Origin of the sequence: Pseudomonas sp. LS1212 (assembly GCF_024741815.1) — a bacterium.
Classification (GTDB): domain Bacteria; phylum Pseudomonadota; class Gammaproteobacteria; order Pseudomonadales; family Pseudomonadaceae; genus Aquipseudomonas.
Genome location: NZ_CP102951.1, coordinates 4,548,658 through 4,574,903 on the forward strand (window position 1 = coordinate 4,548,658; position 26,246 = coordinate 4,574,903).

The window sequence follows — 26,246 nt, forward strand, 5'->3', positions numbered from 1 at the left end:
CCCGACACAGCAGAGGGCTGCTGCGCACCCCATCGCGGGCAAGCCCGCTCCAGAGTCCGCACGGAGCCGGGCTGTAAGATAGGCAGGCACCACCCTTTAAGGATCCAACAACCCACCCGCCCAATTGGACGACAACCGGCTCCCCGTAAACTTGGCAACCACCGCCCCCTGCGGCACCAATCGATCGCGATAGCGGGTCACCATCCGCCCAGCCTGGGCAGCCTGCAGGATCACCTCGGACGCAGGCTCACCCGGTCTGCCGAGGATTCTGGCGAAACGCTCGCCCTCTTCAAGATAATCGCCCAACGCCTTCTCGAAGATCAGCACGCCCGATTGCGGCGCGAAGATCGATTCCATATGCCCGATGTCCACCGCTTCCCCCTGCCAGTGTTCCATTGGCATGCGTTCATCGATGACGCCACAGGCACAGAGCCAGGCATGTAACCCGGCAGCGTCCTGCTCGGCCAGCAGGTCGCAGACGTCGCCCTGCCCTCGCAGTTCGAGGGTCGCGGCCAGGCGCTGGCCGACTTCACCCGCGCGCAGCCAGGGCTCGATAATGGTTTCTTCGAATGAGCCGTCACCGCCTTCATCCCAGACAATGGCCACGTCGACCTTCAACGCTGCCGCCAGCGTGCGACCCTGCGGCCAGAAACTGCGGTGGATGTAGAGATACGGCAGCGCCTCGTCATCGGTGTGCAAATCGAGCACCAGATCGGCGGTCGCGGCCAACTGGACCAGGCGCTTTTGCCAATGCCCCAGATTGGTCGCCTCGCGCGTCAGCTTCAGTGACTGATCGAACAGCCGGTTGAAGTTCTGCCCGGTGGCGTCGTGAATCCGACCGAGAATCCGCCCCTGGCGGAATTGCCCGATGCCAAAGGGGTTGGCCTGGGGCACCACGGTCACGCTGCCCTTGAGCAGCCCTCGGTCCCGGGCGGACTGCAGCTTGGGCATGAGCTTGTGCAACACCAGCATTCCGGCGATTTCGTCGGCATGCACGCCTGCCTGCAGATGCACCTTCGGCCCACTGCCATCGCCCTGGTATCGCCAGGCCTGCACGCGCAGGCTTTCACCGGCGTCACTGCGTACGTTCAAGGAGACGTCTTCTGCCACGCTTTCACCTCGCTGTAGTCAGGTTTGCGCCGGCGTGAGTGATGCCTGGCGAGGATCATCGCCAGCGTACCGCTGACGGCGATCAAGCCGGCGCCCACCATCAACGGCACATCGATCAATGTGCCCCAGACCAGGTTCGATAGTAGAAAGGCCCAGATCAGCCCGGTGTATTCGAACGGCGCCAGCAACGTCGCGGTGGCACGCAGGAAACTGGCGAACAACAGGAACTGGCCAATGCCGCCCACCAACCCTGCGGCGAGCATTCCCAACCAGGCCGAAGTCGGCGACGGTGTGTGGGTCCAGGGCAATGCCACGGCCACGCACACCACGAAGACCCCATTGGTGATCAGCATCTGTTGCATCACCGAGGTCTGCTCATCCACCTGGCGCAATTGAATGTAGGTAAAGGCCCAGCACAAGGCCGCCAGCAGAGTCAGCACAATCGGCAGCGGTTCGCCCATGCTGTCGGGCCGACAGGCAACCACCACGCCGATGAACCCCAGGACAAGCACCAGCCATTGCCAGCGGCTGACATGCTCCTTGAGAAATATCGCCGCGAGCACAGTCACCATGATCGGCGCCGAGAAGTACAAGGTGGTCATTTCCGCCAGGCTCAGATCACGGGCCGCGGTGTAATACAGCAGCCAGGCGACGATCGATAACAGCCCGCGTACCACCAGCAGCCGTTTGCTGGATGAACGCCAGGCGCGCCGCATGAGCTCCATTCGCCCCACCGCCATACAGGCCACGACCACCACCAGGCTGCGCCAGAACAGAATGGTCACCACCGAGTAATCGGCCACCAGCCATTTGATGGCCGCGTCCTGCAGCGACAGGAAGGTATAGGCCAGCATGCACAGAGCAATGCCCTGCAGCGAGCGATCGCCGCTCTTCATACCGACCTGCGCAATGGCGTGCCACGCCGCTCGGCAAAGGCAAACAGCGCCTCGATCAGGAAGGTCAGGCAGACATACACCCCGGCCACCACCAGCAATGGCTGGTAGACCTGGAAGGTCTGGGCCCGCACCACGTTGGCGGCCCCCAGCAGGTCCATCACGGCAATGGTCGAGGCCAGCGCCGTCGACTTGAGCAGCATCACGCTTTCCCCCGCCAGTGTCGGCAACAGCAGGCGCATGGCCCGTGGCAAGCGCACACGCAGCAAGGCCTGGCGCTGGGTCATGCCAAACGCCGAGGCCGCCTCCATTTCACCCTTGGGCACCGCCAGCAAGCCGCCGCGGATCACCTCGCCGACATAGGCGCCCACCGACAACACCAGGGCGAAGACGATGTACCAGTAGCCGTCGCGCAGATAAGGCCAGAGGAAGCTGCCGCGCACCATCGGAAACTGCGCAAAGAGGCTGCCCAGCCCGTAGTAGAAGATGTAGATCTGAATCAGCAGCGGCGTGCCGCGTATCACGCTGGTGTAGGCCAGACTGCATTTGGCGATCACCTTGCGTTTCGACAGCCGGGCCAGCGCGACCAGCACCGCCAGGACAAAACCCAACAGGCTGGAGATCAGCAGAATCGTGATCGTCGTCTGCACCCCACGGCCCAACAGCGCCGCATAATCGAATATCCATTCTGGAATCATTTCGTTCACTCGACCGAAGGCATCCAGCGACGGACACGTCGCTCGAGCCGTCCAGACAAATAGTTGGACAGCAGCGTCACCAGGTAATAAAGCGCGGCCGCCGTGAGGTAGAACAGCAGGTAGTGTCGCGTCGAGCCCGCCGCCTGCTTGGCGGTGTACAGCAGCTCATTGGTGCCGACCACGCTGATCAGCGCGCTGTCCTTGATCAGGTTGATCCAGAGGTTGGCCATGCCGGCCATCGCGTAAGGCGCCATGATCGGAAGCGTGACCCGGCGGAACAGCCCCAGCCCACTCAGGCCAAATGCACGTCCCGCTTCGATCTGGCCATGGGGAATGGCCAGGATTGCCGCGCGGAAAATCTCCGAGGCGTACGCGCCCTGTACCAGCCCCAGCACCAGAATGGCCACCAGCGGCCCACTCACGTTTACCGCCTCATGACCGGCCCAGGCCAGCAGCGAATTGAGGCCCATGGAGCCGACGTAGTACAGCAACAGAATCAGCAGCAGTTCGGGAATAGCCCTGAACAACGTGGTGTATCCGCGCATCAGCGAGGCGATGGGCCTTGGCGCGTTGAGCTTGAGACAAGCCACCACCAGACCTATGAACAGACCGACCACAAAGGCACCGGCCGATATCTGCAGGGTCATCAATAACCCTTTGAGCAGCGCGCTGCCCCATCCCTGCTCGCTGAAATTGATCAAATCGAACATTGCTGGCATTTCAGCTCTCCACAGCGTGTCGCTATATCTGTAGCCGCTGCCGCAGGCTGCGCTCGAGGGCGAAGCCCTCGTAAAACCTCATATCAAGGTGGTACTGGTTCACCGCGATATCTGGATTTGCGAGTGCTTCGCGCTCGAGCGCAGCCTAATGGCAGCGGCTACAGGGCCAATTCCGCTTAATTAGCCGGTTTGACGCTGATGTCGAAATAACGCTGGGAGATGGTGTCGTAATCCTTGCTTGCCAGCAGGGACGCAATTGCGGTGTCAAGACGAGCCTTGAGCTCGGCGTCGTCCTTGCGCACACCGGCGCCCACGCCGCGACCGAACAGCGGGTCGTAGGGCACGATGCCAAGGTTTTCCAGGCCACTGGCGTCGGGGGATTTGACGAAGCTGGAGACGGCCGTGCCGTCGGCCATCATCAGGTCGATACGCCCGGCGATCAGGTCGGCGTTGGCCGAGTCCTGGGTGTCGTAGTAGCGCAGGTCAGCGATCTTTTCGTAGTGCGCCTTCAGGTAGTTGGCGCTGACCGTGGATATCTGCACGCCGATTGTCTTGCCCTTCAGGCCTTCGGGCGAAATCTCCAGCCTGGTGCCCTTGGGACCGGCAATGGCCACCGGGGTGTCGTAGTAAGCCTTACTGAAAGCGATCTGTTTTTCACGCTCTTCGGTGATCGACATCGAGGAGAAAATCACGTCGATTTTCTTGGCCAGCAACGACGGGATGATCCCGTCCCAGGCCACTTCCTTGATCTCGCATTGCGCTTTCATCTGTTCGCACAGCTTGTGGATCAGGTCGACCTCGAAGCCCGACCACTTCCCATTGGCCTGCTTGAGGGTGAACGGCGGATAGGGTTCCGCTGCCACCGCAAATTCAATGGTCTGGGCCTGTGCAATCCCGGAACCAACCAGAAACACACAAGCCATGCCGCTCAACCAGTTTGCCAACCGTCGATTTCCCATGATGTTTCCCCGTCTTTTTATTGTTTGTTTTAGCGAGTTTGATGTGCGTTGACGAATTGCCGGCAACGTTCACTGCGTGGGTGTACGAACACTTCATCCGGCGAACCGGTTTCCTCGATCAGCCCCTGATGGAGAAAGGCCACTTTGGAAGAGACATCGCGAGCGAAGGCCATTTCATGGGTGACCAGGATCATGGTCCGGCCTTCTTCGGCGAGTGAGCGGATGACCTTGAGCACCTCCCCGACCAGCTCCGGGTCGAGTGCCGAAGTGGGTTCATCGAACAGCATGACCTTCGGGCGCATGGCCAGGGCCCGGGCGATGGCCACCCGCTGCTGCTGGCCGCCGGACAGAAAAGCCGGGTATTCATTGCGCTTGGCCGCCAGCCCCACCCTGTCGAGCAGCGCTTCGGCTCGCTCGGTGGCTTCGGCGCGGCTTTCGCGCAACACCTGGGTCGGCGCCTCGATCAGGTTTTCCAGCACCGTGCGGTGCGGCCAGAGGTTGAAGTTCTGGAACACCATGCCCAGGCTGGAACGGATGCGCACCAGTTGCCTGGCGTCGGCCACCAGGGGGGCGCCGGGGCGATCGTAGTTCAAGTGAATGCTTTCGCCGTCCACCAGGATGCGACCCTGGTCCGGTACTTCGAGCATGTTGATGCAGCGCAACAGGGTGCTTTTGCCCGAACCGCTGGCGCCGATCAGGGAAATCACCTCGCCTTCGCGGGCGGTCAGGGAAACACCTTTGAGCACTTCGATATTGCCGAAGCGTTTGTGCAGGCGGTCGACCTCGATCATGATTTTCATCGCGTCAGGCCTGGCGGGCGCTGGATCGGCCGCGCTACGGGTCACCCTGGCTTTCGGTGTCTCGCCCTTCAACACCAGGGCGAACGTCCGGATGCGCTGGCACGCCCGCAACAGCTGTTCTTCACTCAAGGTAAAGGACAGCCGGACAAAGCCCTCGGCAGGCTGGCCGAACGCCGCCGCATCCAGCACCGAGACCCCGCCTTCACGGAACAGGCGCCAGGCGAAATCCAGGGAATCCAGACCGGTTTCACGGACATCCACCAGCACGAACATGCCGGCGTCGGGCTTGAGTACCGAAATGCCCGGGCAATTGGACAATGCCTCGATCACCAGGTCCCGACGCCGACGATAGACCTCGCGCATGCCCCCGGTCACTTGCTCGTGGGCCTGTACCGCCGTCAGCGCCGCTTCCATGACGAACCCCGGGAGGCCATAGAACATGCTCAGCACCAGGGTTTCGGCGTGATTGATCAAGGCCGGATCGGCGACGATCCAGCCGACACGCCAGCCGGTCATGGCGTGGGATTTCGACAGGCTGCCAATCACCACACAGCGTTCGGCCATGCCTGGCAACGAGGCCAGGCTGACATGCTCACGCTCAAAGGCCAGGCTTTCATAAACTTCATCCACGACCACCCAGAGGTCATGGGCAATCGCCAGGTCGGCGATGCCTTGCAGTTCTTCGCGATTGAGCACTACGCCCGTCGGGTTGTTGGGGTTGGACAGGAAGATCGCCCGCGTTCGTGGCGTGATGGCCTTGGCCAACAGCGCTGCATCGAGGCGAAAGCCCGAGTCCGCCGCACAGGGAACGCGCACCAGGGTCGCACCCGACGCCTTGAGCGTCGCCTCGTACGTCACGTACATCGGGTCCAGGGCGATGACTTCGTCGCCGGCATGCAGCAGGCACATCGAGGCGATGAACAAGGCGTTCTGGGCACCAGCCACCGCGATGACGTTTCGGGCATTCAGCGGGCGATCGAGCAGGGGGCTGTAGCGGGCGGCGATGGCCTCCCTCAAGGCCAGGCGGCCGGCTATCTCAGTGTAATGGGTGTCACCCTGGCGCAGGGCTTCTATGGCTACGTCGGTAATGAATTGCGGGGTCGCAAAGTCCGGATCGCCGACGCTCAGGATAATGACATCTTCACCCCGGCGCTGGGCCTCGAACGCCGCATGATGGATGTCCCAGGCCGCGACGCCCTGCCCTGCTACTCGCTCAACAAAGGGTGAAAACCGCATGCCATTGCCTCTCGTTGAAATAGAAAAAGCGCAAGCCCGCAAGTAACCGGCCGGGGGTGCCGCCAACATAGATAACACTGAACACTCGTTCAACAGATAATTTCGGATAGCGTCGTTTTAAGCGCAATCAGGTCGCTTTCGTAATGTTCAAAGAACAACGAGCAGGGACAGGCGCAGCGCCGGGCGATATCTGCTCAGAGACATTCAGTAATACCCATCCTTTGCAATTCCCGGCAAAACCCGCCACCCTCCGCGCCGCTGATCGGCATCGCATGGCAGTGCGGAACCACCGCTGTTCCCCGCCTATCCTTAGTTGAAATACCTTCCTGCAAGAGCCTGCGTCATGACTAACGATCGAGACCATCGGATCGATTTCTTTCGGGGTTTGGCGCTGATCTTCATCTTCTGGGATCACATTCCGCAAAACCCTCTGGCCCAGCTGACCGTGCGCAATTTCGGCTTCAGCGACGCGGCGGAAATTTTCGTTTTCCTGGCCGGTTACGCGGCCGCCCTGGCCTATGGCCGGATCGCCCTGCGCGATGGCTACCTGGTCGCCTGCGTGCGCATCCTGCGGCGCGCCTGGGTGTTGTACGTGGTGCATATCTTCTTGCTGGTACTGCTGATGGGCATCGTTTTCGTGGCCAACAGCCACGTCGAGACCCGCGACATGATTCAGGAGATGGGCCTCTATTACTTCCTGAGCAACCCGCAGCAGGCGCTGATCGATGAACTGCTGCTGCGCTTCAAGCCAAACCTGATGGACCCGTTGCCGCTGTACATCCTGCTGCTGCTCGGCTTGCCGCTGGTGTTGCCTCTGATGCTGCGACGCGCTGAATACGTCGTCGGGCTGTCGGTAGCGCTGTACTTGCTGGCGCCGTTGCTCCAATGGAACCTGGCGGCGCAGGAAGGCGGCGTCTGGTTTTTCAACCCGCTGGCCTGGCAGTTGCTGTTCGTCCTCGGCGGTGCGGCTGCGATGCGTGGGCAGCGCGCGTCCCGAGTCGATCAACGGCCGCTGCTGCGCCAACCTTTGTTCAGCCTGGCAGCGGTGTATCTGCTGGTGACCGGCTTGATTGCCCTGTCCTGGAAATGGCCGCAGGTACACGATGCGCTGATGCCCAAAGTGCTCGCCCAATGGCTGTACCCGATCAGCAAGACCAACCTGTCGCCCGTGCGCCTGTTGCATTTCCTGGCATTGGCCTACTGCACGGCCAAGCTGTTGCCGAGCGGGCCTTGGCTGCAGCACTGGCTGGCGCGCCAAGCCTGCAGGATGGGCCGTTACTCGCTGGAGGTGTTCTGCTTTGGCGTGCTGCTGGCGCCACTGGCCGACATGGCCAATGCACTGGCCGACGAAGGCCTGGGGATGCAAGTGTTCAGCGCGCTGGTAGGGGTGGGGTTGATGGTGGTCCTGGCAGCTTGGCTGGATTTGAACAAGCGCTTGAACCGCCCGGCCCAAGTGATGCCGGTTTGAAGGTAAACGGCGACACAACTCTCTACCGCGATGTAGATACCGTCTTGCCCCTCATCGGGCAAGCGCTATCTTTGGGGCAAGTGCGGACTCTGTAGCCGCTGCCGAAGGCTGCGCTCGCCTGCAAAGCAGGCGCAGGATCTCAAAATCGCTGGGGAGCCCCTGCGGGACTCCAGCGCAGCCTGACGACAGCGGCTACACCGTTCCAGGTGGATAGCGTGTAGGCATTATTCAAAATGTCGAGATGGCGCAGGCTCTGGTTGAGGCCTTGTTGGATGAGGCTGTCACGTAGAAACACCGCGCCGTCTGCATCGCTGGCAAGCCAGCTCCTACACGGGCTGCGGTACCCTGTAGGTGGCTTGCCAGCAATGAGGCCTTGAATGACACCCAAAAAAAGCCCCGGTCACAAGACCAGGGCTTTTTTCACATTACGACGCCGATCGCGCCAATGCCGCACTGTCCTGTTTCGGGGACAGCTTGAACACGTAGAACAGCACCGTCAGCAGCACCAGGAAGGCCGGGCCGACGTACAGTGCAATGCGGGTTTCCTCGAAGTACGCCATCAGGCCAACCACCAGGATCAGGAACGCCAGCGCCAGGTAGGAGCTCAGCGGCCACAGCCACATGCGGAACTGCAGGCGATCACGCTCGGCTTTGCTCAGGCCGGCGCGGAACTTGAGTTGCGCCAGCAGGATCATCACCCAGGTCCAGATCGCGCCGAACGTAGCGATCGCGGTCACCCACACGAAGACCTTTTCCGGTACCAGGTAGTTGAGCAGCACGCCCAGCAGCAAGGCCGCGATGGACAACAGCAGTGCACGACGCGGCACGCCATTGCTCGAGGTGTGGGCGAAGGTTTTCGGGGCCTGGCCATTCTGCGCCAGGCTGTAGAGCATGCGCCCGGTGCTGAAGATACCGCCGTTGCAGGACGACAGCGCAGCAGTGATCACCACGAAGTTGATGATGCCGGCAGCGGTCTTGATGCCAAGACGCTCGAAGGTCATCACGAACGGGCTGCCCTGGGTACCGATTTCGTTCCAAGGGTAGATCGACAGGATGACGAACAAGGCGCCGACGTAGAACAGCAGGATGCGCCAGAACACCGAGCCGATCGCGCTTGGAATGGTCTTTTGCGGGTTGCGTGCTTCACCGGCAGTCAGGCCGATCATTTCTACGCCAAGGTAGGCGAACATCACCATCTGCAGGGACATCAGCACGCCGGAAATGCCGTGCGGCATGAAACCGCCATTGCCCCACAGGTTGGAAATACCCACGGCCACGCCATCGTTGCCGAAGCCAAAAGCAATCACACCGATACCACCCAGGACCATGGCAACAATGGTGACGATCTTGATCAGGGCGAACCAGAATTCGAACTCACCGAAGGCTTTGACTGCGATCAGGTTGATGGTGCCCATGCTCGCCAGAGCAGCCAGGGCCCAGATCCAGCGCGGCACTTCGGGAAACCAGATGCCCATGTAAATGGCCACCGCGGTAATTTCCGCAACACAGGTCACCAGCCACAGGAACCAGTAGTTCCAGCCGGTGAGAAAGCCGGCCAATGGGCCGAGGTAGTCTTGGGCGTAACGGCTGAAGGAGCCGGCGACTGGGTTGTGCACGGCCATCTCGCCAAGCGCGCGCATGATCACCAGGATTGCCAGACCGCCGATGATGTAGGACAGCATGATGGCTGGACCGGCCATTTCGATGGCCTTGGCCGAACCCAGGAACAGACCGACACCGATACAGGCGCCCAGTGCCATCAGGCGAATATGTCGCTCGCCGAGTTCTCGCTTGAGTGGGCCGCCCTGGGCGGTCTCACCGTGAGATGGGTGGTTGCCGACTGGCATAAATCAACCTCGTTTTGTTATTGGATATAAACCGTCTGATCATCCATGGCGTGGGTCGATAGACCTGCGCAACGTGTTGTGCCGGGCTCGGCCTTGTGAGCGAGCCCGCCTGCCAGGGTGGAACCTGCCAGATCAACGGGGCGTGCAGTATAAAAAGTGATCAATAGCGCTTTTCACTATATAACCGGCAATGTTTGGCGAGATCTCTCGGCAAATAGGCCTTTTTCGGAGTGGCATTCTCCAAAATTCCTACCCTGAAATATCCTAATCACCTGTTCCAGCGCGGTCGGGGAAAAAAGGGTACACAGTTAGGGTGCGTAAAATAGCACCAAATCAGCGCACTCGAACCACTACCAAAGGCTGTATCCCACTGTTTTTAGGGAAATATCCGACGGCCTAATTACAAAGTTTTCACCAATGCTGGTCAGCGTCTAAGCTTCAGGCAAGTGCGATGAATATGTGATCAGGTTGAAAACTATGGGCGCGTTGTGGCAATCCGAACCAACCGAGACTGATGCCAGCGCTGAAAGTCTGGATGACTCGCAACCACCCAAAAGCCCTCGACAACGCCACTTGTGGTGGCGGTTGATCTGGCTGCTGCTGGTGGTCGGCCTGGTTGCGCTCGGGTTTGCCATCGAATCGGAAGTTCGCACCTCGAAACTCCAGGCCCGCGAAATCAGCCGTTATGCGGCCTCGCTGAGCTATTCGATGCATGGGGGGGCCAGCGATGCAGTGAGGTATCCGGGAGAAGGCCCGTTCGACAAGCGCCTGGGTTACAGCACGATGGATGAATTCCTGCCTCGGCTGCTCAAGCGCGACTACCTGATCAAGCAGCAGGCCCGGTTCTCGCCGGCGTTGATGAGTTACAGCGGCCATGGCTTCTTCGTACCCTACGCTGAGAAAATTCAGGCTGGGCTGTCGATTACCGACTGCAAGGGCGATTCGCTCTATGAATTCCATTACCCGCAACAGCTGTACAACAGCTTCGACGCCATCCCGCCGCTGATCGTCAACAGCCTGCTGTTTATCGAAAACCGCAACTTGCTCGATCCCAACGACCCCCTGGGCAACCCCGCCGTGGACTGGCCGCGTTTTGCCAAGGCCGCCTATACGCAAGTGGCCAAGATATTCGCGTTGCCGGGGCAATCGGCCGGCGGCAGTACCCTGGCCACCCAACTGGAAAAATACCGTCACTCACCCGACGGGTTGACGATTTCCGGTGGCGAGAAACTTCGGCAGATGTTTTCCGCCAGCGTGCGCGCCTATCAAACCGGCCCGCAGACGCTCGAGGCACGGCACAAGATCGTTCGCGATTACCTCAACAGCGTGCCGTTGTCGGCAGTGCCCGGGCATGGTGAAGTACATGGCATGGCCGAGGGCCTGCGGGTCTGGTACGGCGCCGACTTTTCCACGGTCAACCAGCAGTTGGCCTCCACCGCCACCGATCCGGCCAGTCTCGCCGCGCGCGGCCTGGCATTGCGCCAGGTGTTGTCGCTGATGATCGCCCAACGCCGCCCTTCGCATTTTCTGTCCAAGGGCCGCAACGAACTGGCCTTGCTGACCGACAGCCATATCCGCGTGCTGGCAGCCAGCAATGTCATCGACCGCCCCTTGGCCGATGCCGCCCTGGCCAGCCAGGTGACTTTTCGCGACTGGGTCCTGCAACCGACTATCCAGCCTATCGTGACCAACAAGGGCATCAGCGTGGCGCGCAGCCGGCTCTCGACCATGCTCAACCGGCCGCTGTACGATCTGGACCGCCTCGACCTCTCCGCCACCAGCACTTTGCAATCGGACTTGCAAGGCCAGGTCAGCCGGTACCTCAGGGAGCTCGCCGACCCGGTCGTCGCCGAAAGGCTCGGCCTGTTCGGCGAGCGCCTGCTCACGCCGACCAGCACCACCCAGGTTCGCTACAGCTTCACGTTGTTCGAACGCACCCCTGATGGTTCGCGGGTACGGGTGCAGACCGACAGCACCGACCAACCCTTCGATATCAATGAAGGCAGCAAGCTGGAACTCGGCTCCACCGCCAAGCTGCGCGTGTTGACCAGCTACGTGCGAATCATTGAAGAGTTGCATGAACGCTACGCCGGTCTGACCCCGGCCGAATTGAAAAAGGTCGAAGTCGCCGACCCCGACCGCATCACCCGCTGGGCAGTGGACTATCTGATCCAGAACAAGGACCGCAGCCTCCCGGCAATGCTTGACGCAGCGCTGGAACGCAAATACTCGGCCAGCCCCGGCGAAGCCTTCTTCACCGGCGGCGGCATGCACGTGTTCAACAACTTCCGCAAAGAAGACAACGGCCGCAACCCGACGCTCAAGGATGCCCTGCGCGAGTCGATCAACCTGCCTTTCATTCGCTTGATGCGCGACCTGGTGCGCTACAGCACCTACCAGGCGCCGGGCAACAGCGCTCAGCTACTCAAGGACGACAGTGACCCACGTCGCCAGGAATACCTCGCCCGCTTCGCCGACCGCGAAGGCACCGAATTCCTGCTGCGCTTCTGGAAAAAGTACCAGCGCAAGAGTTCGCAGCAGCGCCTGGACACCTTCCTCGACAGCCTGAACGTCACCCCGATTCGCCTGGCTGCCGTGCACCGCTATCTGTACCCGGAAGCCGACCCGGAGACCTTCAACAAATTCGTCCGGGCGCACCTGAAAAAGGACACGGTCACCGACAACAAGCTCGACGAGATGTACAGGAACTATGGCCCGGGCGCCTATGACCTGCCCGATCAAGGCTATATCGCCCGGGTGCACCCGCTGGACCTGTGGCTGCTGGGCTATCTGTTGAACAACCCCGATGCGAAGTTCAAGGACGCCGTCACTGCCAGCCGCTTCGAACGCCAGGAAGTCTACAGTTGGCTGTTCAAGAGCCGGCACAAGTTCGCCCGCGACAGCCGCGTGCGGACCATGGTCGAAATCGAGGCGTTCCTCGACATCCACCGCCGCTGGAAGGAGGTCGGCTATCCCTTCGACCACCTGGTACCGTCGCTGGCCACTGCCATCGGCAGCTCCGGCGACCGTCCGGCGGCCTTGGCCGAGCTGATCGGGATCATCCAGAACGATGGTGTCCGCCTGCCGACACTGCGCATCGACACCCTGCACTTCGCTGCCAACACGCCCTATGAGACCCAGTTGGTCAGCGACCCGGACAAAGGCAAGCGGATACTGGCGCCAGAGGTTGCCGCAGCCTTGCGCGGAGCGCTGTCGCAGGTGGTCGACGCCGGTACTGCACGGCGCCTGTCGGGCAGCTTCAAGCTGGCCGATGGCACGGCGCTGGTGCTGGGCGGCAAGACCGGCACCGGCGACAACCGCATCGAAGCCTTCGGCTCCGGCGGCCGGGTCATCAGCTCCAAGGCGATCAACCGCACCGCGACCTTTGTGTTCTTCATCGGCGACAACCACTTCGGCACCCTGACCGCCTTCGTGCCGGGCCGGGCTGCCGAGTCCTTCAAGTTCACCTCGGCGTTGCCGGTGCAAGTGCTCAAGGGCATGGCGCCGATCCTCACGCCTTACCTGGTGCCCGGTACCCATACAATGTGCAAAGTGCCACCGACTGCCGCACCTCAAGTGACGATACGCTGATCTCCTCCCCCGCCTGATGACCACATCAAGCTGTTGTTTGCCCGTACCCCCCAGGAGCAGGCCGCGCTGGAAACCATGCTGCTCAGCGCTGCCGGCAACGATGACGGCGCCAAGCCGGCCATGCGCGACTACACCCCGCGCCGGGTCGAGCTGCAGGCCGGTGAGCTGGACATCGACTTCGTCCTGCACGGCGACGGCCCGGCTTCGCAGGTCGAATCTTGACCAACCCCTTCAGCGAAGCGCCTGGCCCTGTGCCTGGCGCTTGCCCAGCCAGCGATCGAGGCCGATCAGCAGCACGGCGATCAGCACGAAGCCCAGCAGAATCGCCAAGGCATTGAGCAACACCTGGGTGTACCCCAGGTTGGCAACATTGATGAATGGGTATTGATAGACCCCGATCGACTCGCCCCGCCACAAGGCGTAGCCAAAGTACAGCAGCGGGTAGATCAACCAGAGCAGCAGATGGCCCAGGCGCAAGCCGCCCTTGGGCACGCAACGCCACCAATAGAGCAGGTACAGTACCGGCATGACGTCGTGCAGCAGCTCGTCGGCCAACCATTGCCAACCCTGGGGTTGCCACAGGTGTCGCAGCAACAGGCTGTAGGCCAGCGCGACCAGCGCGATACTCGCGGCAATGCCCGAACTCAGCCAAGGCGAGAGGAACAACCGCCGAACGCTGGAATCCCTGCCATAGGCCGCATAACTCAAGACCACGGCGACCAGGGTGTTGCTCAGCACCGTGAAATAACTGAAGAAACTGATCACCCCGCCCATCAGGCTGGCCTGGGCCGCCCAGCGCGCCTCCAGCACCAGATACAGTTGAATGGCCAGCGCCATCCAGCCCAGACACGCGGCCATCTTGATCATGCGCTGCACGGGTTCAGCCCTTGCGCTGCAACTGCACATACAGCTGCTCGACCTTCTCCCGGGCCCACGGCGTCTTGCGCAGGAAGGTCAGGCTCGACTTGATGCTCGGGTCACTCTTGAAGCAGCGAACATCAATACGCTGGGCCAGGCCCTGCCACTGGTAGTGGGCGACCAGTGTGTTGAGGATCTGCTCCAGCGTCACGCCATGCAGCGGGTTGTTGTTTGGTGCGGTCATGCCAGGCTCCAACGAAAAGAGAGGGTGCGCACCTTAGCCGAGGCGGGCTGGCATCGCGAGTGGCAATCCCTCTCAGACATTCTAGAGACAACGCAGATCCTTGCTGGAAGTTTCTGTAATGCGTCAGACCTGTCGAAGTTTGTCGCTCCCACATCGCGGGCAAGCCCGCTCCCACAAGGTTTGCGCAGACCTTGTGGGAGCGGGCTTGCCCGCGATGAGGCCAGACCTGCCTGTCCCGACTTTTACTGCCCCCGCAACAATCCATGTCACCAATATCTCTTTTTTTCTCCCGACCGCCCCTATATCCTTGCGCCCCAAAGCTGAATCGCTTCACCCCAACCCATTCCACCAGCCTGCCCGCGCAAGACGCAGCGCATCGCTGTTCCTGAACGCCTCAAAGATAGCGCTATCCCAATGCCAACAATCACCATTTCCTGCAAAAGCACCCTCAACCTGATCGGCAGCCTGACGGCGCTGGGCCTGGCGAACTGCGCCCAGGCTGCCCCGGCATTCGATCGCGACTCGGCGTGGATGCTCGGCGACTGGGGTGGCAAGCGCACTGAACTGGCCGAACAGGGTTATGACTTCAAGTTCGATTACACCGGCGAAATGGGTTCGAACCTGCGCGGCGGTCATGATCATGACCGCACGGCCCGCTACAGCGACCAGTTTGCCCTCGGCACCCAACTGGACCTGCAAAAGATCCTGGGCTGGCACGACGCCGAGTTCCAGCTGACCGTCACCGAACGCAGCGGCAACAACATCAGCAATGACCGGATCAACGACCCACGGGTCGGCGGCTTTACTTCCGCCCAGGAAGTCTGGGGCCGTGGCCAGACCTGGCGCCTGACCCAGATGTGGTATCAGCAGCGCTTCTTCGAGCAGAAACTCGATATCAAGGTGGGTCGCTTCGGCGAAGGCGAAGACTTCAACAGCTTCCCCTGCGACTTCCAGAACCTGGCGTTCTGCGGCTCGCAGGTGGGCAACTGGGCCGGCGACATCTGGTACAACTGGCCGGTCAGCCAGTGGGCGCTGCGGGTCAAGTACAACCTCACGCCCGAGCTTTATGCCCAGATTGGCGCCTATGAACAAAACCCATCGAACCTTGACCGTGGCAACGGCTTCAAACTCAGCGGCAGTGGCACCCAGGGCGCCGTGCTGCCGGTGGAACTGGTCTGGACCCCCGCACTTACTGGCCTGCCAGGGGAATATCGCGCCGGTTACTACTACAGTAATGCCAAGGCAACGGATGTGTACAAGGACAACAACGGTCAACCGGCGGCGCTGAGCGGCCAGGCCTATCGCAGCAGCTCGAGCAAGCACGGGCTCTGGCTTGGCGTCCAGCAGCAACTGACTTCGGTGGCAAGCGACCACTCGCGCGGCTTGAATGTGTTCGCCAATGCCACGATGCACGACAAGAAGACCAATGCCATCGACAACTATGTGCAGGCAGGTGTGGTTTACAAGGGGCTGTTCGATGCCCGCGCCAAGGACGATATCGGTTTCGCCCTGGCCCGCGTGCACGTCAATCCGGCCTTCCGCAAGAACGCCCAGGCCAGCAACCTTGCCCGGGGCATCGATGACTACGACAACCCGGCCTACCTGCCCCCCCAGGACACCGAATACAGCGCCGAACTCTATTACGGCGTGCATTTGGCGCAATGGCTGACCGTGCGTCCCAACCTGCAGTACATCCGCCACCCCGGTGGCGTCGACAAGGTCGATGACGCCCTGATTGGCGGGATCAAGCTGCAGACATCCTTCTGACACACCCAACGACTGACTGACCCGAGCCCGGCTCGATGCCTGACAACTTTACGGAGAACCACACTATGAGCACTGAGGGTGCTTTGAGTAGAAACCGCCTGTTACCGCGCCTGCTCGGCCTGGTGTTGCTGTTGATGGGGCTGGCCATGCTGGTCGGCGGGATCAAGTTGAGTGAGCTTGGCGGTTCGCTCTACTACCTGATCGCCGGTATCGGTATCGCCCTGACCGGCCTGCTGCTGCTCGCCGCCCGCCGCGTGACGCTCGGCCTATACGCCCTGGTACTGCTGGGCAGTACCATCTGGTCACTTTGGGAAGTGGGCCTGGACTGGTGGCAATTGGTGCCCCGCCTGGCTCTGTGGTTCGCTTTCGGCGTGCTGTTGCTGCTGCCCTGGTTCCGGCGCCCGCTGCTGCGTGGTCAATCGGCGTTCGTGGGCACCAGCCTGCTGACCATTGCCGTGGTAGCGGCCGGTGCGGCCGCTGTCGCCAGCCAATTCACCAACCCGGGTGAAATCAAGGGTGAACTGGACCGCGAAAGCGCTGGCACGCAAAGCGCCGCGCCAGTGATGCCTGAAGGCGATTGGCAGGCTTACGGCCGCACGGAGTTCGGTGATCGCTACTCGCCGCTCAAGCAGATCACCCCGGCCAACGTGAACACGCTGCAGGAAGCCTGGCGGACCCGCACCGGCGACCTGCCCACCGCCGATGACCCGGTCGAGTTGACCAACCAGAACACGCCGCTCAAGGCCAATGGGATGCTGTATGCCTGCACCGCTCACAGCAGGGTGCTGGCGCTGGACCCGGACACCGGCAAGGAAATCTGGCGCTTCGATCCGAAGATCCAGAGCCCGTCCGGCTTCAAGGGCTTCGCCCATATGACCTGCCGTGGCGTCTCCTACTATGACGAAAATGCCTATGGCACGAGCAACGTCGGCGCCCCGCCTGCGGCCCTTTCCGCAGCGGGCAAGGCCATCACCACCGCGTGCCCGCGTCGCCTGTACCTGCCGACTGCCGATGCGCGCCTGATCGCGTTGAACGCCGATACCGGCAAGGTCTGCGAAAACTTCGGTAACCAGGGCACCGTCGACCTGCGGGCCGGCATTGGCCCATTCACCCCCGGTGGTTACTACTCCACTTCGCCAGCGGCAATCACCCGCAACCTGGTGATTATCGGCGGCCACGTGACCGACAACGAATCGACCAACGAACCCTCCGGCGTGATTCGTGCGTTCGATGTGCATGACGGTCATCTGGTGTGGAACTGGGACAGCGACAACCCCGATGCGACCGAGCCCCTGGCGCCGGGCCAGGTCTATTCGCGCAATTCGGCGAACATGTGGTCGCTGGCCAGCGTCGACGAAAAACTCGGCATGGTCTATCTGCCACTGGGCAACCAGACCCCTGACCAGTGGGGCGGCAACCGTACGCCGGGTGCCGAGAAATTCAGCGCCGGCGTCGTCGCACTCGACCTGGGCACCGGCAAGGTTCGCTGGAACTATCAGTTCACTCACCACGACCTGTGGGACATGGACGTGGGTAGCCAACCAACGCTGGTGGACCTGAAAACCTCTGCCGGGGTCAAGCCGGCGCTGATCGCGCCAACCAAGCAAGGCAGCCTGTATGTGCTGGACCGCCGCGACGGCACGCCGATCGTGCCGATCCGTGAAATCCCTGCACCCACGGGCGCTGTTGCTGGCGACCGTACCTCGCCGACCCAGGCGCGTTCGGACCTGAACCTGCTACCGCCACCGCTGACCGAGCAAGCCATGTGGGGTGCAAGCCCCTTCGACCAGATGCTCTGCCGCATCCAGTTCCGCTCGCTGCGCTATGAAGGGCAATATACCCCGCCTTCAGAGCAGGGCAGCCTGATCTATCCGGGTAACGTCGGTGTGTTCAACTGGGGCGGCGTGTCGGTGGACCCGGTGCGCCAGCTCCTGTTCACCAGCCCGAACTACATGGCCTTCGTGTCGAAAATGGTACCGCGCGCCCAAGTCGCCGCCGGGAGCAAGCGCGAGAGCGAAACCAGCGGTGTGCAACCGAACACCGGTGCGCCTTATGCAGTGATCATGCATCCGTTCATGTCGCCCCTCGGCCTGCCTTGCCAGGCCCCCTCATGGGGCTATGTGGCAGCCATCGACCTGACCACCAACAAGGTCGTCTGGAAGCACAAGAACGGCACCAGCCGCGACAGCTCCCCGCTGCCTATCGGCCTGCCGGTCGGGGTGCCGAGCATGGGCGGTTCGATCGTCACCGCCGGTGGCGTGGGCTTTCTCAGTGGCACCCTGGACCAGTACCTGCGCGCCTATGACGTGAACAACGGCAAGGAACTCTTTGCCGCGCGCCTGCCGGCAGGCGGCCAGGCCACGCCGATGACCTACACCGGCAAGGACGGTGAGCAGTACGTGCTGGTGGTGGCCGGTGGCCATGGCTCGCTGGGCACCAAAATGGGCGATTTCATCATTGCCTACAAACTGTCCAAATAACCATCGGGACAGTTACACAAAAGGCGGCTACCGTGAGGTAGCCGCCTTTTTTATGGTCGGGGCCCTGACCGGGCGAGGTACACGACACGCTTTGACGACGCACGAGCGTTCCCCCATTGAAACCTCCCCTCGCCCGCCCCATTTAAGATCCATAGTCATTTGCGCAGGTGCCCCATGAGCGACCAGCAACCCCTTCCTGAAATCCCGGACGAACAGGCAACCGCCGAACACATCGAACACTCCAGCGCGGCCAATACCGGCCTGGCCCTGCCAGGTGAGCAGTTTCCGGACAAGGTCTACATCATCCCGATCCACAATCGGCCGTTCTTCCCGGCGCAAGTGCTGCCGGTCATCGTCAATGAAGAACCATGGGCCGAAACCCTGGACCTGGTCGCCAAGAACCCGCACCACTCCCTGGCATTGTTCTTCATGGACACGCCACCCGAAGACCATCGCCATTTCGACACCTCTGTCCTGCCCCTCTACGGCACTTTGGTCAAGGTTCATCACGCCAGTCGGGACAGCGGCAAGCTGCAATTCGTCGCCCAGGGCCTGACCCGCGTGCGCATCCGCACCTGGCTCAAGCATCATCGCCCGCCGTACCTGGTCGAAGTCGAATACCCGCACCAGCCGACCCAGCCGACCGATGAGGTCAAGGCCTACGGCATGGCCCTGATCAATGCGATCAAGGAACTGCTGCCGCTCAACCCGCTGTACAGCGAAGAGCTGAAGAATTATCTCAACCGGTTCAGCCCCAACGACCCCTCGCCATTGACCGACTTCGCCGCCGCACTCACCTCCGCCACCGGCAAGGAACTGCAGGAAGTGCTCGACTGCGTGCCCATCCTCAAGCGCATGGAAAAAGTCCTGCCGATGCTGCGCAAGGAGGTCGAGGTCGCGCGCTTGCAAAGCGAGATTTCCGCCGAAGTGAACCGCCAGATCGGTGAGCATCAGCGCGAGTTCTTTCTCAAGGAGCAACTCAAGGTCATTCAGCAGGAATTGGGCCTGACCAAGGACGATCGCAGCGCCGACCTGGAGCAGTTCGAGCAGCGCCTGGAAGGCAAGCCCCTGCCGCCGGCTGCGCAGAAGCGCATCGACGAGGAAATGAGCAAACTGTCGGTCCTTGAAACCGGCTCACCGGAATACGCCGTCACCCGCAACTACCTGGACTGGGCCACGTCCCTGCCCTGGGGTGTGTATGGCAAGGACAGGCTCGACCTCAAGCATGCGCGCAAGGTACTGGACCAGCACCATTCGGGCCTGGGTGACATCAAGACCCGTATCCTCGAGTTTCTCGCGGTCGGCGCCTACAAAGGCGAGATCAGCGGCTCGATCGTATTGCTGGTGGGCCCACCCGGCGTGGGCAAGACCAGCATCGGCAAGTCCATCGCCGAATCCCTTGACCGGCCTTTCTACCGATTCAGCGTCGGCGGCATGCGCGACGAGGCTGAGATCAAGGGGCACCGGCGCACCTACATCGGCGCCCAACCGGGCAAGCTGGTGCAGGCGCTCAAGGATGTCGAAGTCATGAACCCGGTGATCATGCTCGACGAGATCGACAAGATGGGCCAGAGCTACCAGGGCGACCCGGCTTCGGCGCTGCTGGAAACCCTCGACCCGGAGCAGAACGTCGACTTCCTCGATCATTACCTGGACCTGCGCCTGGACTTGTCCAAGGTCCTGTTCATTTGCACCGCCAACACCCTGGACTCGATCCCCGGGCCCTTGCTCGACCGAATGGAAGTGATCCGCCTGTCGGGCTACATCACCGAAGAGAAACTGGCCATCGCCAAGCGCCACCTGTGGCCCAAGCAGCTGGAAAGGGCCGGTGTCAGCAAGGGCAGCCTGAGCATTACCGACAACGCCCTGCGTGCGGTGATCGACGGCTATGCCCGCGAAGCCGGGGTGCGTCAACTCGAAAAACAATTGGGCAAGCTGGTGCGCAAGGCCGTGGTGCGGTTGCTTGAAGAGCCCGATGCCGTGATCAAGTTCGGCATCAAGGACCTGGAAGCATCGCTGGGTATGCCGGTGTTTCGCAGTGAACAGGTCTTGACCGGCACGGGGGTCATCACGGGCCTGGCCTGGACCAGCATGGGCGGTGCCACGTTGCCGATCGAAGCGACGCGGATCCATACCCTCAACCGCGGCTTCAAACTCACCGGCCAATTGGGTGAGGTAATGAAAGAGTCCGCCGAAATCGCCTACAGCTATGTCAGCTCGAACCTGAAGCACTATGGGGCGGACCCGACCTTCTTCGACGAAGCCTTCGTCCACCTGCACGTGCCGGAAGGCGCCACGCCCAAGGACGGCCCAAGCGCCGGGGTGACCATGGCCAGCGCATTACTGTCGCTGGCCCGCAACCAGGCACCGAAAAAAGGCGTGGCCATGACCGGCGAGCTCACCCTGACCGGGCATGTCCTGCCGATTGGCGGCGTGCGGGAAAAAGTCATCGCGGCGCGGCGACAGAAGATTTACGAATTGATCCTGCCCGAGCCCAATCGCGGCAACTACGAAGAACTGCCAGACTACTTGAAGGAAGGCCTGACCGTGCATTTCGCCAAGCGTTTTGCTGATGTGGCCAAGGTGTTGTTCTGATGTAGTTGTGGGAGCTGGCTTGCCAGCGATGGCCTTGCTGCGGTGCTTCAGATAGACCGCGTTGCGCCTATCGCTGGCAAGCCAGCTCCCACATTTGCCAAGCGCTTCGGTTATGCTTGGGCCCGTCCTGATCCGACTGGAGCCGTCATGTCCGCCGCCCGCCTGCTTGTCCCGCTGAGCCTCGCCCTGCTCGCTGCCTGCGCCCAGACCCCGCCGCACAACGTCAATCTGGAAGCCCAGAGTGAATGCCCGTTGCAGCTGCAGACCGGACAGATGCTGACCCTGACCTTACCCAGCAACCCCACCACCGGCTTTCGCTGGCTGGTGCAGAACCCTGCCGCCAGTATCCTGCACAGCCTGGGCCCCGAGGTCTACAGCAACCCCGAAGACGCCGGCCTGGTGGGCAGCGCGGGGCAATCTGTCTGGCGCTTCAAAGCCCAGAATGCCGGTGACGGGCATTTACTGCTGATCTATCAGCAACCCTGGGCGCCGGAAGTGCGGCCAACCCAGACCTTCGATTGCTCGATAAGCGTTAAATAGGCCTTTCCCAAAGCACTTAAGCTCCAGTCACCGCCCTTCGTTGGCCTGACGAATCAAAGCCAGATAGTGAGTCAAGGTCATGAATCGATCCTTGATGACTTTCATTGACTCGATGTCGCTCACGGCATCCAAGAGATTCTGCGCCAGGAAGCCCTGCAGTGAAGTCAGCACTTTTTCGACTTCCTGTGTCCACTGCAGGGCGGCCGCCCAGAGCTGAGAAACGCCAGATAGCGCCACGAGCCTTGGCTCGATTGTGGCTTTTTCCTGGAGCAGCGCTTGCTGGTCGCTTTTTGCCTGGGTTATGACTGCATGCAAGCGAGTGCGCTCTTTGGCCAGTTTGTTGAATCTTCGCCCTCCACTGACCAGATCGATATTTGCGGTGAGCTTCCCGAGCACAGCGGTGATCAGGTCCTGATCCACCTTTCCCAACGTCGCCGCTTGAACGGCCATTTCTACTTCGCTTGCAGTTGGAATCAGATTTCTGAAAACGCTAAGCCAATCCCGCTTTTCGAACAGCTCGATCGCGGCGGTAATCTGCGAGACGGTCTCCTGATCCTTTTCAATCTGCGTCTGCAATTCAGCGATGCGGGTTACCAAACTCTTCTGCTGCATGCTGTAGGTTCGGAGAGTGCCTTCCACGCTCGGCAATCCAATGGCCCGGACTTGACGCAGATCCTGATCAATTACCAGCGCCAGAGAACGCAGCTGCCCAAGTTCTTGCGAAATCGAATATTTGAACTCATCTTTCAACTCAGCCACCAGCGCTGTATTTTCCGCTGACGTCAACGTTTGCGTACGCTGCTGCGCCTCAACCACCTCAATGGTCTGACCCAGGTTGATGTTTTGCAACGTAACCAGGCGTAACAAGGTCCGGGCGAAAAACTGTTGTTCGGCGCCTGCCAGCTGCTGATTCAACTGTTCAAGCCGCTCCTGCGCAACCGGCAGGAATGCGAGCGCCTCTGATGAAGCGCTGAGCTGGAGGGAGCGAGAAATAGCTTTGATCACGAATACATCGGGCTGTACATACTGAAATTCTTCAATCATCTTATTTACGCTCGCCTATTATTTTGATATTGGATTAGCTGTTGTCGAGGTGGATGCTTCCAATGCCTCATTGAATAATTTCGACAATTGCTCGGCGTGCCCCTGAATCGTTTCCCAAGGGGTGATAACACGCGAAAAACGCAAGGAAAAGATGACAAGCCGTTGGCTATCATCGATTGCATTCAACTCAGTCAATGATGCCTCAACGTAGGCCGCGATAATCTGCCAAACATCCTCGAGGTTTTTACTGGCGTGCTCCGTTTCACCCAGACGGCTAGCGACATCCTCCAGATACAATGACAACCCATTAAGGCTGCTTAACAACGGTCGTTTTACCCGTAGCAGCTCGATAATTTCCGCAGTCTGATTCAACATTTCATTTTTTTCGTAACGAATTTGTTCTGCTTTCGAGCCATATATCCCTCCGGTCACTGCCACGCCAATAGGGCCGAAAAGCAATCCGCTCAAGGCGTAGCCGACGTTCTGGTTGTATTCAGCAATTTTCTCTGCGACCTGACCTTCCAAATCCCTCAATGATTCCACGTAACCCGCAATCGTTTCTTCCAACCCTTCCCGATCTGCAATGGCTCTCTTCTGCCTGACCTTCGGCAAGATAGCTTCGGTAATTTTCCGGGCAAACTCTCTGGCCAGTGCTCTAACCGCTGCAACCTTCGACTGATAACGGGCGATGTCGTCTTTTGCGATAGTCAGAAACTCTTGAATATAACGAATTGACGTGCGATCCGTTTCACTTAAAGGGTAGTTTTGCAAGGCTTCGATTTCTTCTTCCTTGAGGTCATCGAGCGAACCGTATTGTTTATAGGCTTCGGTCTGCTTGATAAATGTGATTATTGCCTGGCCTACCCCAACAAATTTTTTACCAAAAATATCGAGCTCGATTCCCAGCCTTTTACTGCCCTGCTCAAGTGCCTGCCAGTCGAGGGCATGTTGTACCACTTCCTGATGAAGCGCCTGGATATCAACCGGCTGTAGCCCATTGATTCCGCTGTCACGATACCCAAGAAATTCCTCGACTGCAGAAATATCGACCGGCCGAGCGAACGCCCATCGAACATACTTTTTAATCGAAATCAGATTATCTAGTGTAAACAACAATGCTGGGGGCCGACTGGACTTACCCTCAGCATTGAGCGAAATATCAAAGTACTGCACCGGCACGTACACAGCTTTGTCCTGCAGCGATAAATCTTTCAGATCCTTATATGTTTCTTCCATGCTAACCACCTCACAACAACATTAAAAGCTTTATGAAAACCTCATTTATGCAACAACACCAATCACGGCATATCTTGCGCTTCAAAACATACTCTTAAATACACCACTCCACCACCTGCCAAATCCTGCGCAACTGTAGGAATAGTCAAAAAAAACGAAAGAGAAACTACAAATAACTCGGACTTATTCAAATCACACAAAATACTTATATATGACCTCCCCATTATCCATGGCCAATTTTTCTATCGAATACCACAGCATGAATCCAGATGACAGCTAACGAACGCGGCACTCTCGCATATGCAAGAACACGTCAACTTCGCTAAAATGCAGCTCTTTTCTCCCCTGCACCGTTGGAACCCCTGTGAGCAAAGAGCCCGATCGCCTATTCGCCCAGCCGCTGGCCCAGGTGCCCGACTTCGCCTTCAATGAAGACGTGGTGCGGGTTTTCCCTGACATGATCAAGCGCTCGGTGCCCGGTTATCCGACCATAGTCGAGAACCTTGGCGTGCTGGCCGCCCAGTTCGCCCAGCCACACAGCGTGCTCTATGATCTGGGCAGTTCGCTCGGGGCGGTCACCCAGGCACTGCGCCGGCATGTGCGCAGCGAGGGCTGTCAGGTAATCGCCGTGGACAATTCCTCGGCCATGGTCGAGCGCTGCCGCGAATACCTCAACGCCCAGGACTCGATGTTCCAGGAGCTGCTGCCGGTAGAGGTGATCGAGGCCGACATTCTCGCGCTGGACTTCAAACCGGCGTCGGTGGTGGCCCTGAACTTCACACTCCAATTCATCGCCCCTGGACAGCGCCTGGCCCTGCTCAGTCGCATTCGCCAGGCGCTGGTGCCTGGCGGCGCGCTGATTCTCTCGGAAAAGCTGCGTTTCAACGATGCCGAAGAACACGCCCTGCTCACCGACCTGCATATCGCCTTCAAGCGCGCCAATGGCTACAGCGACCTGGAAATAGCCCAGAAGCGCAGTGCCATCGAAAACGTAATGAAACCCGACAGCCTGGAAGAACACCGCGAGCGCCTGCTGGCCGCCGGCTTCTCGAAAGTCGTTCCCTGGTTCCAATGCCTTAACTTTGCCTCGTTGATTGCCCTGCCATGATTGATCTCGCCCCCTTGGTCCGCCGTCTGGCGGGCACTCCCCTGGCTGACTGGGCTGGTGGCCTGCAAGCGCAACTCGATGCCAAGATGGAAAAAGGCCACGGCGACCTCGAGCGCTGGCAAAGCGCGCTCGATGCCCTGCCCGCCCTGATCCCGACCGAAGTCGACCTGACCGATGGCCTGACCCTCGACACCGACTGCGACAGCGAAACCCGCGCACGCATGCGCCAGGCGCTGATGGGCTTGTCACCCTGGCGCAAGGGGCCGTTCGACCTGTTCGGCGTGCACGTCGATACCGAATGGCGCTCGGACTGGAAATGGTCGCGGGTTTCCCCGCACCTGGATCTGCGTGGCAAGCGCGTGCTGGATGTGGGCTGCGGCAACGGCTATTACCAGTGGCGCATGCTCGGCGCCGGTGCCGACAGCGTGATCGGCGTGGACCCCAACTGGTTATTCTTCTGCCAGTTCCAGGCCGTACAGCGTTATCTTCCGGAACTTCCAGCCTGGCACCTGCCCTTTGCCCTGGAGGATTTGCCAGCGAACCTGGAGGGTTTCGACACTGTGTTTTCCATGGGCGTGTTCTACCATCGTCGCTCGCCCATCGAACACCTGCTGGCCCTGAAGGATTGCCTGGTCAAAGGCGGCGAACTGGTGCTCGAAACCCTGGTGGTGACCGGTGACGCGCAGCAAGTGCTGGTCCCCGAAGATCGCTATGCGCAAATGCGCAACGTCTGGTTCCTGCCCTCGGTACCGGCGTTGGAACTGTGGCTGCGGCGCGCCGGCTTCAGTGATGTGCGCTGCGTCGATGTGAGCATCACCAGCATCGAGGAACAGCGCAGCACCGAATGGATGCGTTACCAGTCGCTCAGCGACTTCCTCGACCCCAATGATCACAGCCGCACCATCGAAGGCTTGCCTGCGCCAATGCGGGCGGTGATGGTCGCGCGCAAGTAATCACTGGCCTCTCGTAAAAAAGGCGCCCGTCAGGGCGCCAAAAATTCACCTTCCCAAAGGAGCTGCAGGGGGAGCTTCAAAGGTGAATGTCCATCGCAAC

Annotated in this window: 19 protein-coding genes and 1 pseudogene; 9 read left to right on the forward strand and 11 right to left on the reverse strand. The window is 60.4% G+C overall.

Annotated elements, in window-relative coordinates; all coding sequences use genetic code 11:
• Nucleotides 1-96: 96 nt before the first annotated feature.
• From NVV94_RS21175 to NVV94_RS26760, 6 genes are all read right to left on the reverse strand, one after another.
• Nucleotides 97-1,110: a succinylglutamate desuccinylase/aspartoacylase family protein gene (locus NVV94_RS21175; protein WP_258444310.1), complete on the reverse strand. Its 1,014-nt coding sequence runs from the start codon at nt 1,108-1,110 to the stop codon at nt 97-99.
• Nucleotides 1,089-2,006, reverse strand: a complete 918-nt coding sequence (locus NVV94_RS21180) for a DMT family transporter (RefSeq protein ID WP_258444311.1) — start codon at nt 2,004-2,006, stop codon at nt 1,089-1,091. The genes NVV94_RS21175 and NVV94_RS21180 overlap by 22 nt, the downstream gene beginning before the upstream one ends.
• On the reverse strand, nt 2,003-2,701 hold the full coding sequence (locus tag NVV94_RS21185; protein ID WP_258444312.1) for an ABC transporter permease: 699 nt from the start codon (nt 2,699-2,701) through the stop codon (nt 2,003-2,005). The genes NVV94_RS21180 and NVV94_RS21185 overlap by 4 nt, the downstream gene beginning before the upstream one ends.
• A gap of 5 nt (nt 2,702-2,706) precedes the next feature.
• Nucleotides 2,707-3,420, reverse strand: a complete 714-nt coding sequence (locus NVV94_RS21190; RefSeq protein WP_258444313.1) for an ABC transporter permease — start codon at nt 3,418-3,420, stop codon at nt 2,707-2,709.
• Nucleotides 3,421-3,596: 176 nt separating this feature from the next.
• On the reverse strand, nt 3,597-4,379 hold the full coding sequence (locus NVV94_RS21195) for a transporter substrate-binding domain-containing protein (protein WP_258444314.1): 783 nt from the start codon (nt 4,377-4,379) through the stop codon (nt 3,597-3,599).
• Nucleotides 4,380-4,408: 29 nt separating this feature from the next.
• Nucleotides 4,409-6,415 carry an aminotransferase class I/II-fold pyridoxal phosphate-dependent enzyme gene (locus NVV94_RS26760; protein WP_309304267.1) on the reverse strand — a complete coding sequence of 669 codons (2,007 nt, stop codon included), beginning with the start codon at nt 6,413-6,415 and terminating at the stop codon, nt 4,409-4,411.
• A 343-nt stretch (nt 6,416-6,758) separates the two neighbouring features.
• Between NVV94_RS26760 and NVV94_RS21210 the strand changes: the two genes are divergently transcribed.
• A complete protein-coding gene (locus NVV94_RS21210) occupies nt 6,759-7,883 on the forward strand; it encodes an OpgC family protein (protein ID WP_258444315.1) in 1,125 nt (374 codons plus the stop codon).
• A 425-nt stretch (nt 7,884-8,308) separates the two neighbouring features.
• On the opposite strand, the gene NVV94_RS21215 is transcribed toward NVV94_RS21210, so the two are convergent.
• Nucleotides 8,309-9,730, reverse strand: a complete 1,422-nt coding sequence (locus NVV94_RS21215; protein WP_258444316.1) for an amino acid permease — start codon at nt 9,728-9,730, stop codon at nt 8,309-8,311.
• A gap of 477 nt (nt 9,731-10,207) precedes the next feature.
• On the opposite strand from NVV94_RS21215, the gene NVV94_RS21220 reads away from it, so the two are divergent.
• Nucleotides 10,208-13,321 carry a transglycosylase domain-containing protein gene (locus tag NVV94_RS21220; protein ID WP_258444317.1) on the forward strand — a complete coding sequence of 1,038 codons (3,114 nt, stop codon included), beginning with the start codon at nt 10,208-10,210 and terminating at the stop codon, nt 13,319-13,321.
• A gap of 15 nt (nt 13,322-13,336) precedes the next feature.
• Nucleotides 13,337-13,528 (forward strand): annotated as a pseudogene (locus NVV94_RS21225) (siderophore-interacting protein); the annotation flags it as partial.
• A 24-nt stretch (nt 13,529-13,552) separates the two neighbouring features.
• Here the strand turns inward: NVV94_RS21225 and NVV94_RS21230 are convergent.
• Together NVV94_RS21230 and NVV94_RS21235 are read right to left on the reverse strand one after the other, a co-directional pair.
• Entirely contained in the window at nt 13,553-14,188 is a 636-nt protein-coding gene (locus tag NVV94_RS21230) for a Pr6Pr family membrane protein (protein ID WP_258447771.1), read from the reverse strand.
• Nucleotides 14,189-14,201: 13 nt separating this feature from the next.
• Nucleotides 14,202-14,423 carry a VF530 family protein gene (locus tag NVV94_RS21235; protein ID WP_258444318.1) on the reverse strand — a complete coding sequence of 74 codons (222 nt, stop codon included), beginning with the start codon at nt 14,421-14,423 and terminating at the stop codon, nt 14,202-14,204.
• A 414-nt stretch (nt 14,424-14,837) separates the two neighbouring features.
• On the opposite strand from NVV94_RS21235, the gene NVV94_RS21240 reads away from it, so the two are divergent.
• The 4 genes from NVV94_RS21240 to NVV94_RS21255 all read left to right on the forward strand — a co-directional run bounded on the left by NVV94_RS21240 (nt 14,838) and on the right by NVV94_RS21255 (nt 21,805).
• A complete protein-coding gene (locus NVV94_RS21240; protein ID WP_258444319.1) occupies nt 14,838-16,190 on the forward strand; it encodes a carbohydrate porin in 1,353 nt (450 codons plus the stop codon).
• A gap of 65 nt (nt 16,191-16,255) precedes the next feature.
• Nucleotides 16,256-18,670 (forward strand): glucose/quinate/shikimate family membrane-bound PQQ-dependent dehydrogenase, encoded by a 2,415-nt coding sequence (locus NVV94_RS21245; RefSeq protein WP_258444320.1) that lies wholly within the window; start codon nt 16,256-16,258, stop codon nt 18,668-18,670.
• A 174-nt stretch (nt 18,671-18,844) separates the two neighbouring features.
• Complete coding sequence (gene lon, locus NVV94_RS21250; protein ID WP_258444321.1) at nt 18,845-21,265, forward strand: endopeptidase La; 2,421 nt, start codon at nt 18,845-18,847, stop codon at nt 21,263-21,265.
• 147 nt (nt 21,266-21,412) lie between these two features.
• Nucleotides 21,413-21,805 carry a protease inhibitor I42 family protein gene (locus tag NVV94_RS21255; protein ID WP_258444322.1) on the forward strand — a complete coding sequence of 131 codons (393 nt, stop codon included), beginning with the start codon at nt 21,413-21,415 and terminating at the stop codon, nt 21,803-21,805.
• 27 nt (nt 21,806-21,832) lie between these two features.
• Here NVV94_RS21255 and NVV94_RS21260 read toward each other — a convergent pair whose 3' ends face one another.
• Both NVV94_RS21260 and NVV94_RS21265 read right to left on the reverse strand, forming a co-directional pair.
• Nucleotides 21,833-22,849 (reverse strand): alpha-xenorhabdolysin family binary toxin subunit B, encoded by a 1,017-nt coding sequence (locus NVV94_RS21260; RefSeq protein ID WP_258444323.1) that lies wholly within the window; start codon nt 22,847-22,849, stop codon nt 21,833-21,835.
• Nucleotides 22,850-22,867: 18 nt separating this feature from the next.
• Nucleotides 22,868-24,085: an alpha-xenorhabdolysin family binary toxin subunit A gene (locus NVV94_RS21265; protein WP_258444324.1), complete on the reverse strand. Its 1,218-nt coding sequence runs from the start codon at nt 24,083-24,085 to the stop codon at nt 22,868-22,870.
• 364 nt (nt 24,086-24,449) lie between these two features.
• On the opposite strand from NVV94_RS21265, the gene cmoA reads away from it, so the two are divergent.
• A complete protein-coding gene (cmoA, locus tag NVV94_RS21270) occupies nt 24,450-25,193 on the forward strand; it encodes a carboxy-S-adenosyl-L-methionine synthase CmoA (RefSeq protein ID WP_258444325.1) in 744 nt (247 codons plus the stop codon).
• Nucleotides 25,190-26,146 (forward strand): tRNA 5-methoxyuridine(34)/uridine 5-oxyacetic acid(34) synthase CmoB, encoded by a 957-nt coding sequence (gene cmoB, locus NVV94_RS21275; protein WP_258444326.1) that lies wholly within the window; start codon nt 25,190-25,192, stop codon nt 26,144-26,146. The genes cmoA and cmoB overlap by 4 nt, the downstream gene beginning before the upstream one ends.
• The last annotated feature ends 100 nt before the right edge of the window (nt 26,147-26,246 follow it).

Bases quoted from the DNA above. Each gene is read 5' to 3' on its own strand.
- NVV94_RS21215 (WP_258444316.1), bottom strand. From the start codon at position 9,730: ATGCCAGTCGGCAACCACCCATCTCACGGTGAGACCGCCCAGGGCGGC.
- lon (WP_258444321.1), top strand. From the start codon at position 18,845: ATGAGCGACCAGCAACCCCTTCCTGAAATCCCGGACGAACAGGCAACC.
- NVV94_RS26760 (WP_309304267.1), bottom strand. From the start codon at position 6,415: ATGCGGTTTTCACCCTTTGTTGAGCGAGTAGCAGGGCAGGGCGTCGCG.
- NVV94_RS21220 (WP_258444317.1), top strand. From the start codon at position 10,208: ATGGGCGCGTTGTGGCAATCCGAACCAACCGAGACTGATGCCAGCGCT.
- cmoB (WP_258444326.1), top strand. From the start codon at position 25,190: ATGATTGATCTCGCCCCCTTGGTCCGCCGTCTGGCGGGCACTCCCCTG.
- NVV94_RS21240 (WP_258444319.1), top strand. From the start codon at position 14,838: ATGCCAACAATCACCATTTCCTGCAAAAGCACCCTCAACCTGATCGGC.
- NVV94_RS21265 (WP_258444324.1), bottom strand. From the start codon at position 24,085: ATGGAAGAAACATATAAGGATCTGAAAGATTTATCGCTGCAGGACAAA.
- NVV94_RS21260 (WP_258444323.1), bottom strand. From the start codon at position 22,849: ATGATTGAAGAATTTCAGTATGTACAGCCCGATGTATTCGTGATCAAA.
- NVV94_RS21195 (WP_258444314.1), bottom strand. From the start codon at position 4,379: ATGGGAAATCGACGGTTGGCAAACTGGTTGAGCGGCATGGCTTGTGTG.
- NVV94_RS21245 (WP_258444320.1), top strand. From the start codon at position 16,256: ATGAGCACTGAGGGTGCTTTGAGTAGAAACCGCCTGTTACCGCGCCTG.
- NVV94_RS21235 (WP_258444318.1), bottom strand. From the start codon at position 14,423: ATGACCGCACCAAACAACAACCCGCTGCATGGCGTGACGCTGGAGCAG.
- NVV94_RS21190 (WP_258444313.1), bottom strand. From the start codon at position 3,420: ATGCCAGCAATGTTCGATTTGATCAATTTCAGCGAGCAGGGATGGGGC.
- NVV94_RS21210 (WP_258444315.1), top strand. From the start codon at position 6,759: ATGACTAACGATCGAGACCATCGGATCGATTTCTTTCGGGGTTTGGCG.
- NVV94_RS21230 (WP_258447771.1), bottom strand. From the start codon at position 14,188: ATGATCAAGATGGCCGCGTGTCTGGGCTGGATGGCGCTGGCCATTCAA.
- NVV94_RS21180 (WP_258444311.1), bottom strand. From the start codon at position 2,006: ATGAAGAGCGGCGATCGCTCGCTGCAGGGCATTGCTCTGTGCATGCTG.
- NVV94_RS21255 (WP_258444322.1), top strand. From the start codon at position 21,413: ATGTCCGCCGCCCGCCTGCTTGTCCCGCTGAGCCTCGCCCTGCTCGCT.
- NVV94_RS21185 (WP_258444312.1), bottom strand. From the start codon at position 2,701: ATGATTCCAGAATGGATATTCGATTATGCGGCGCTGTTGGGCCGTGGG.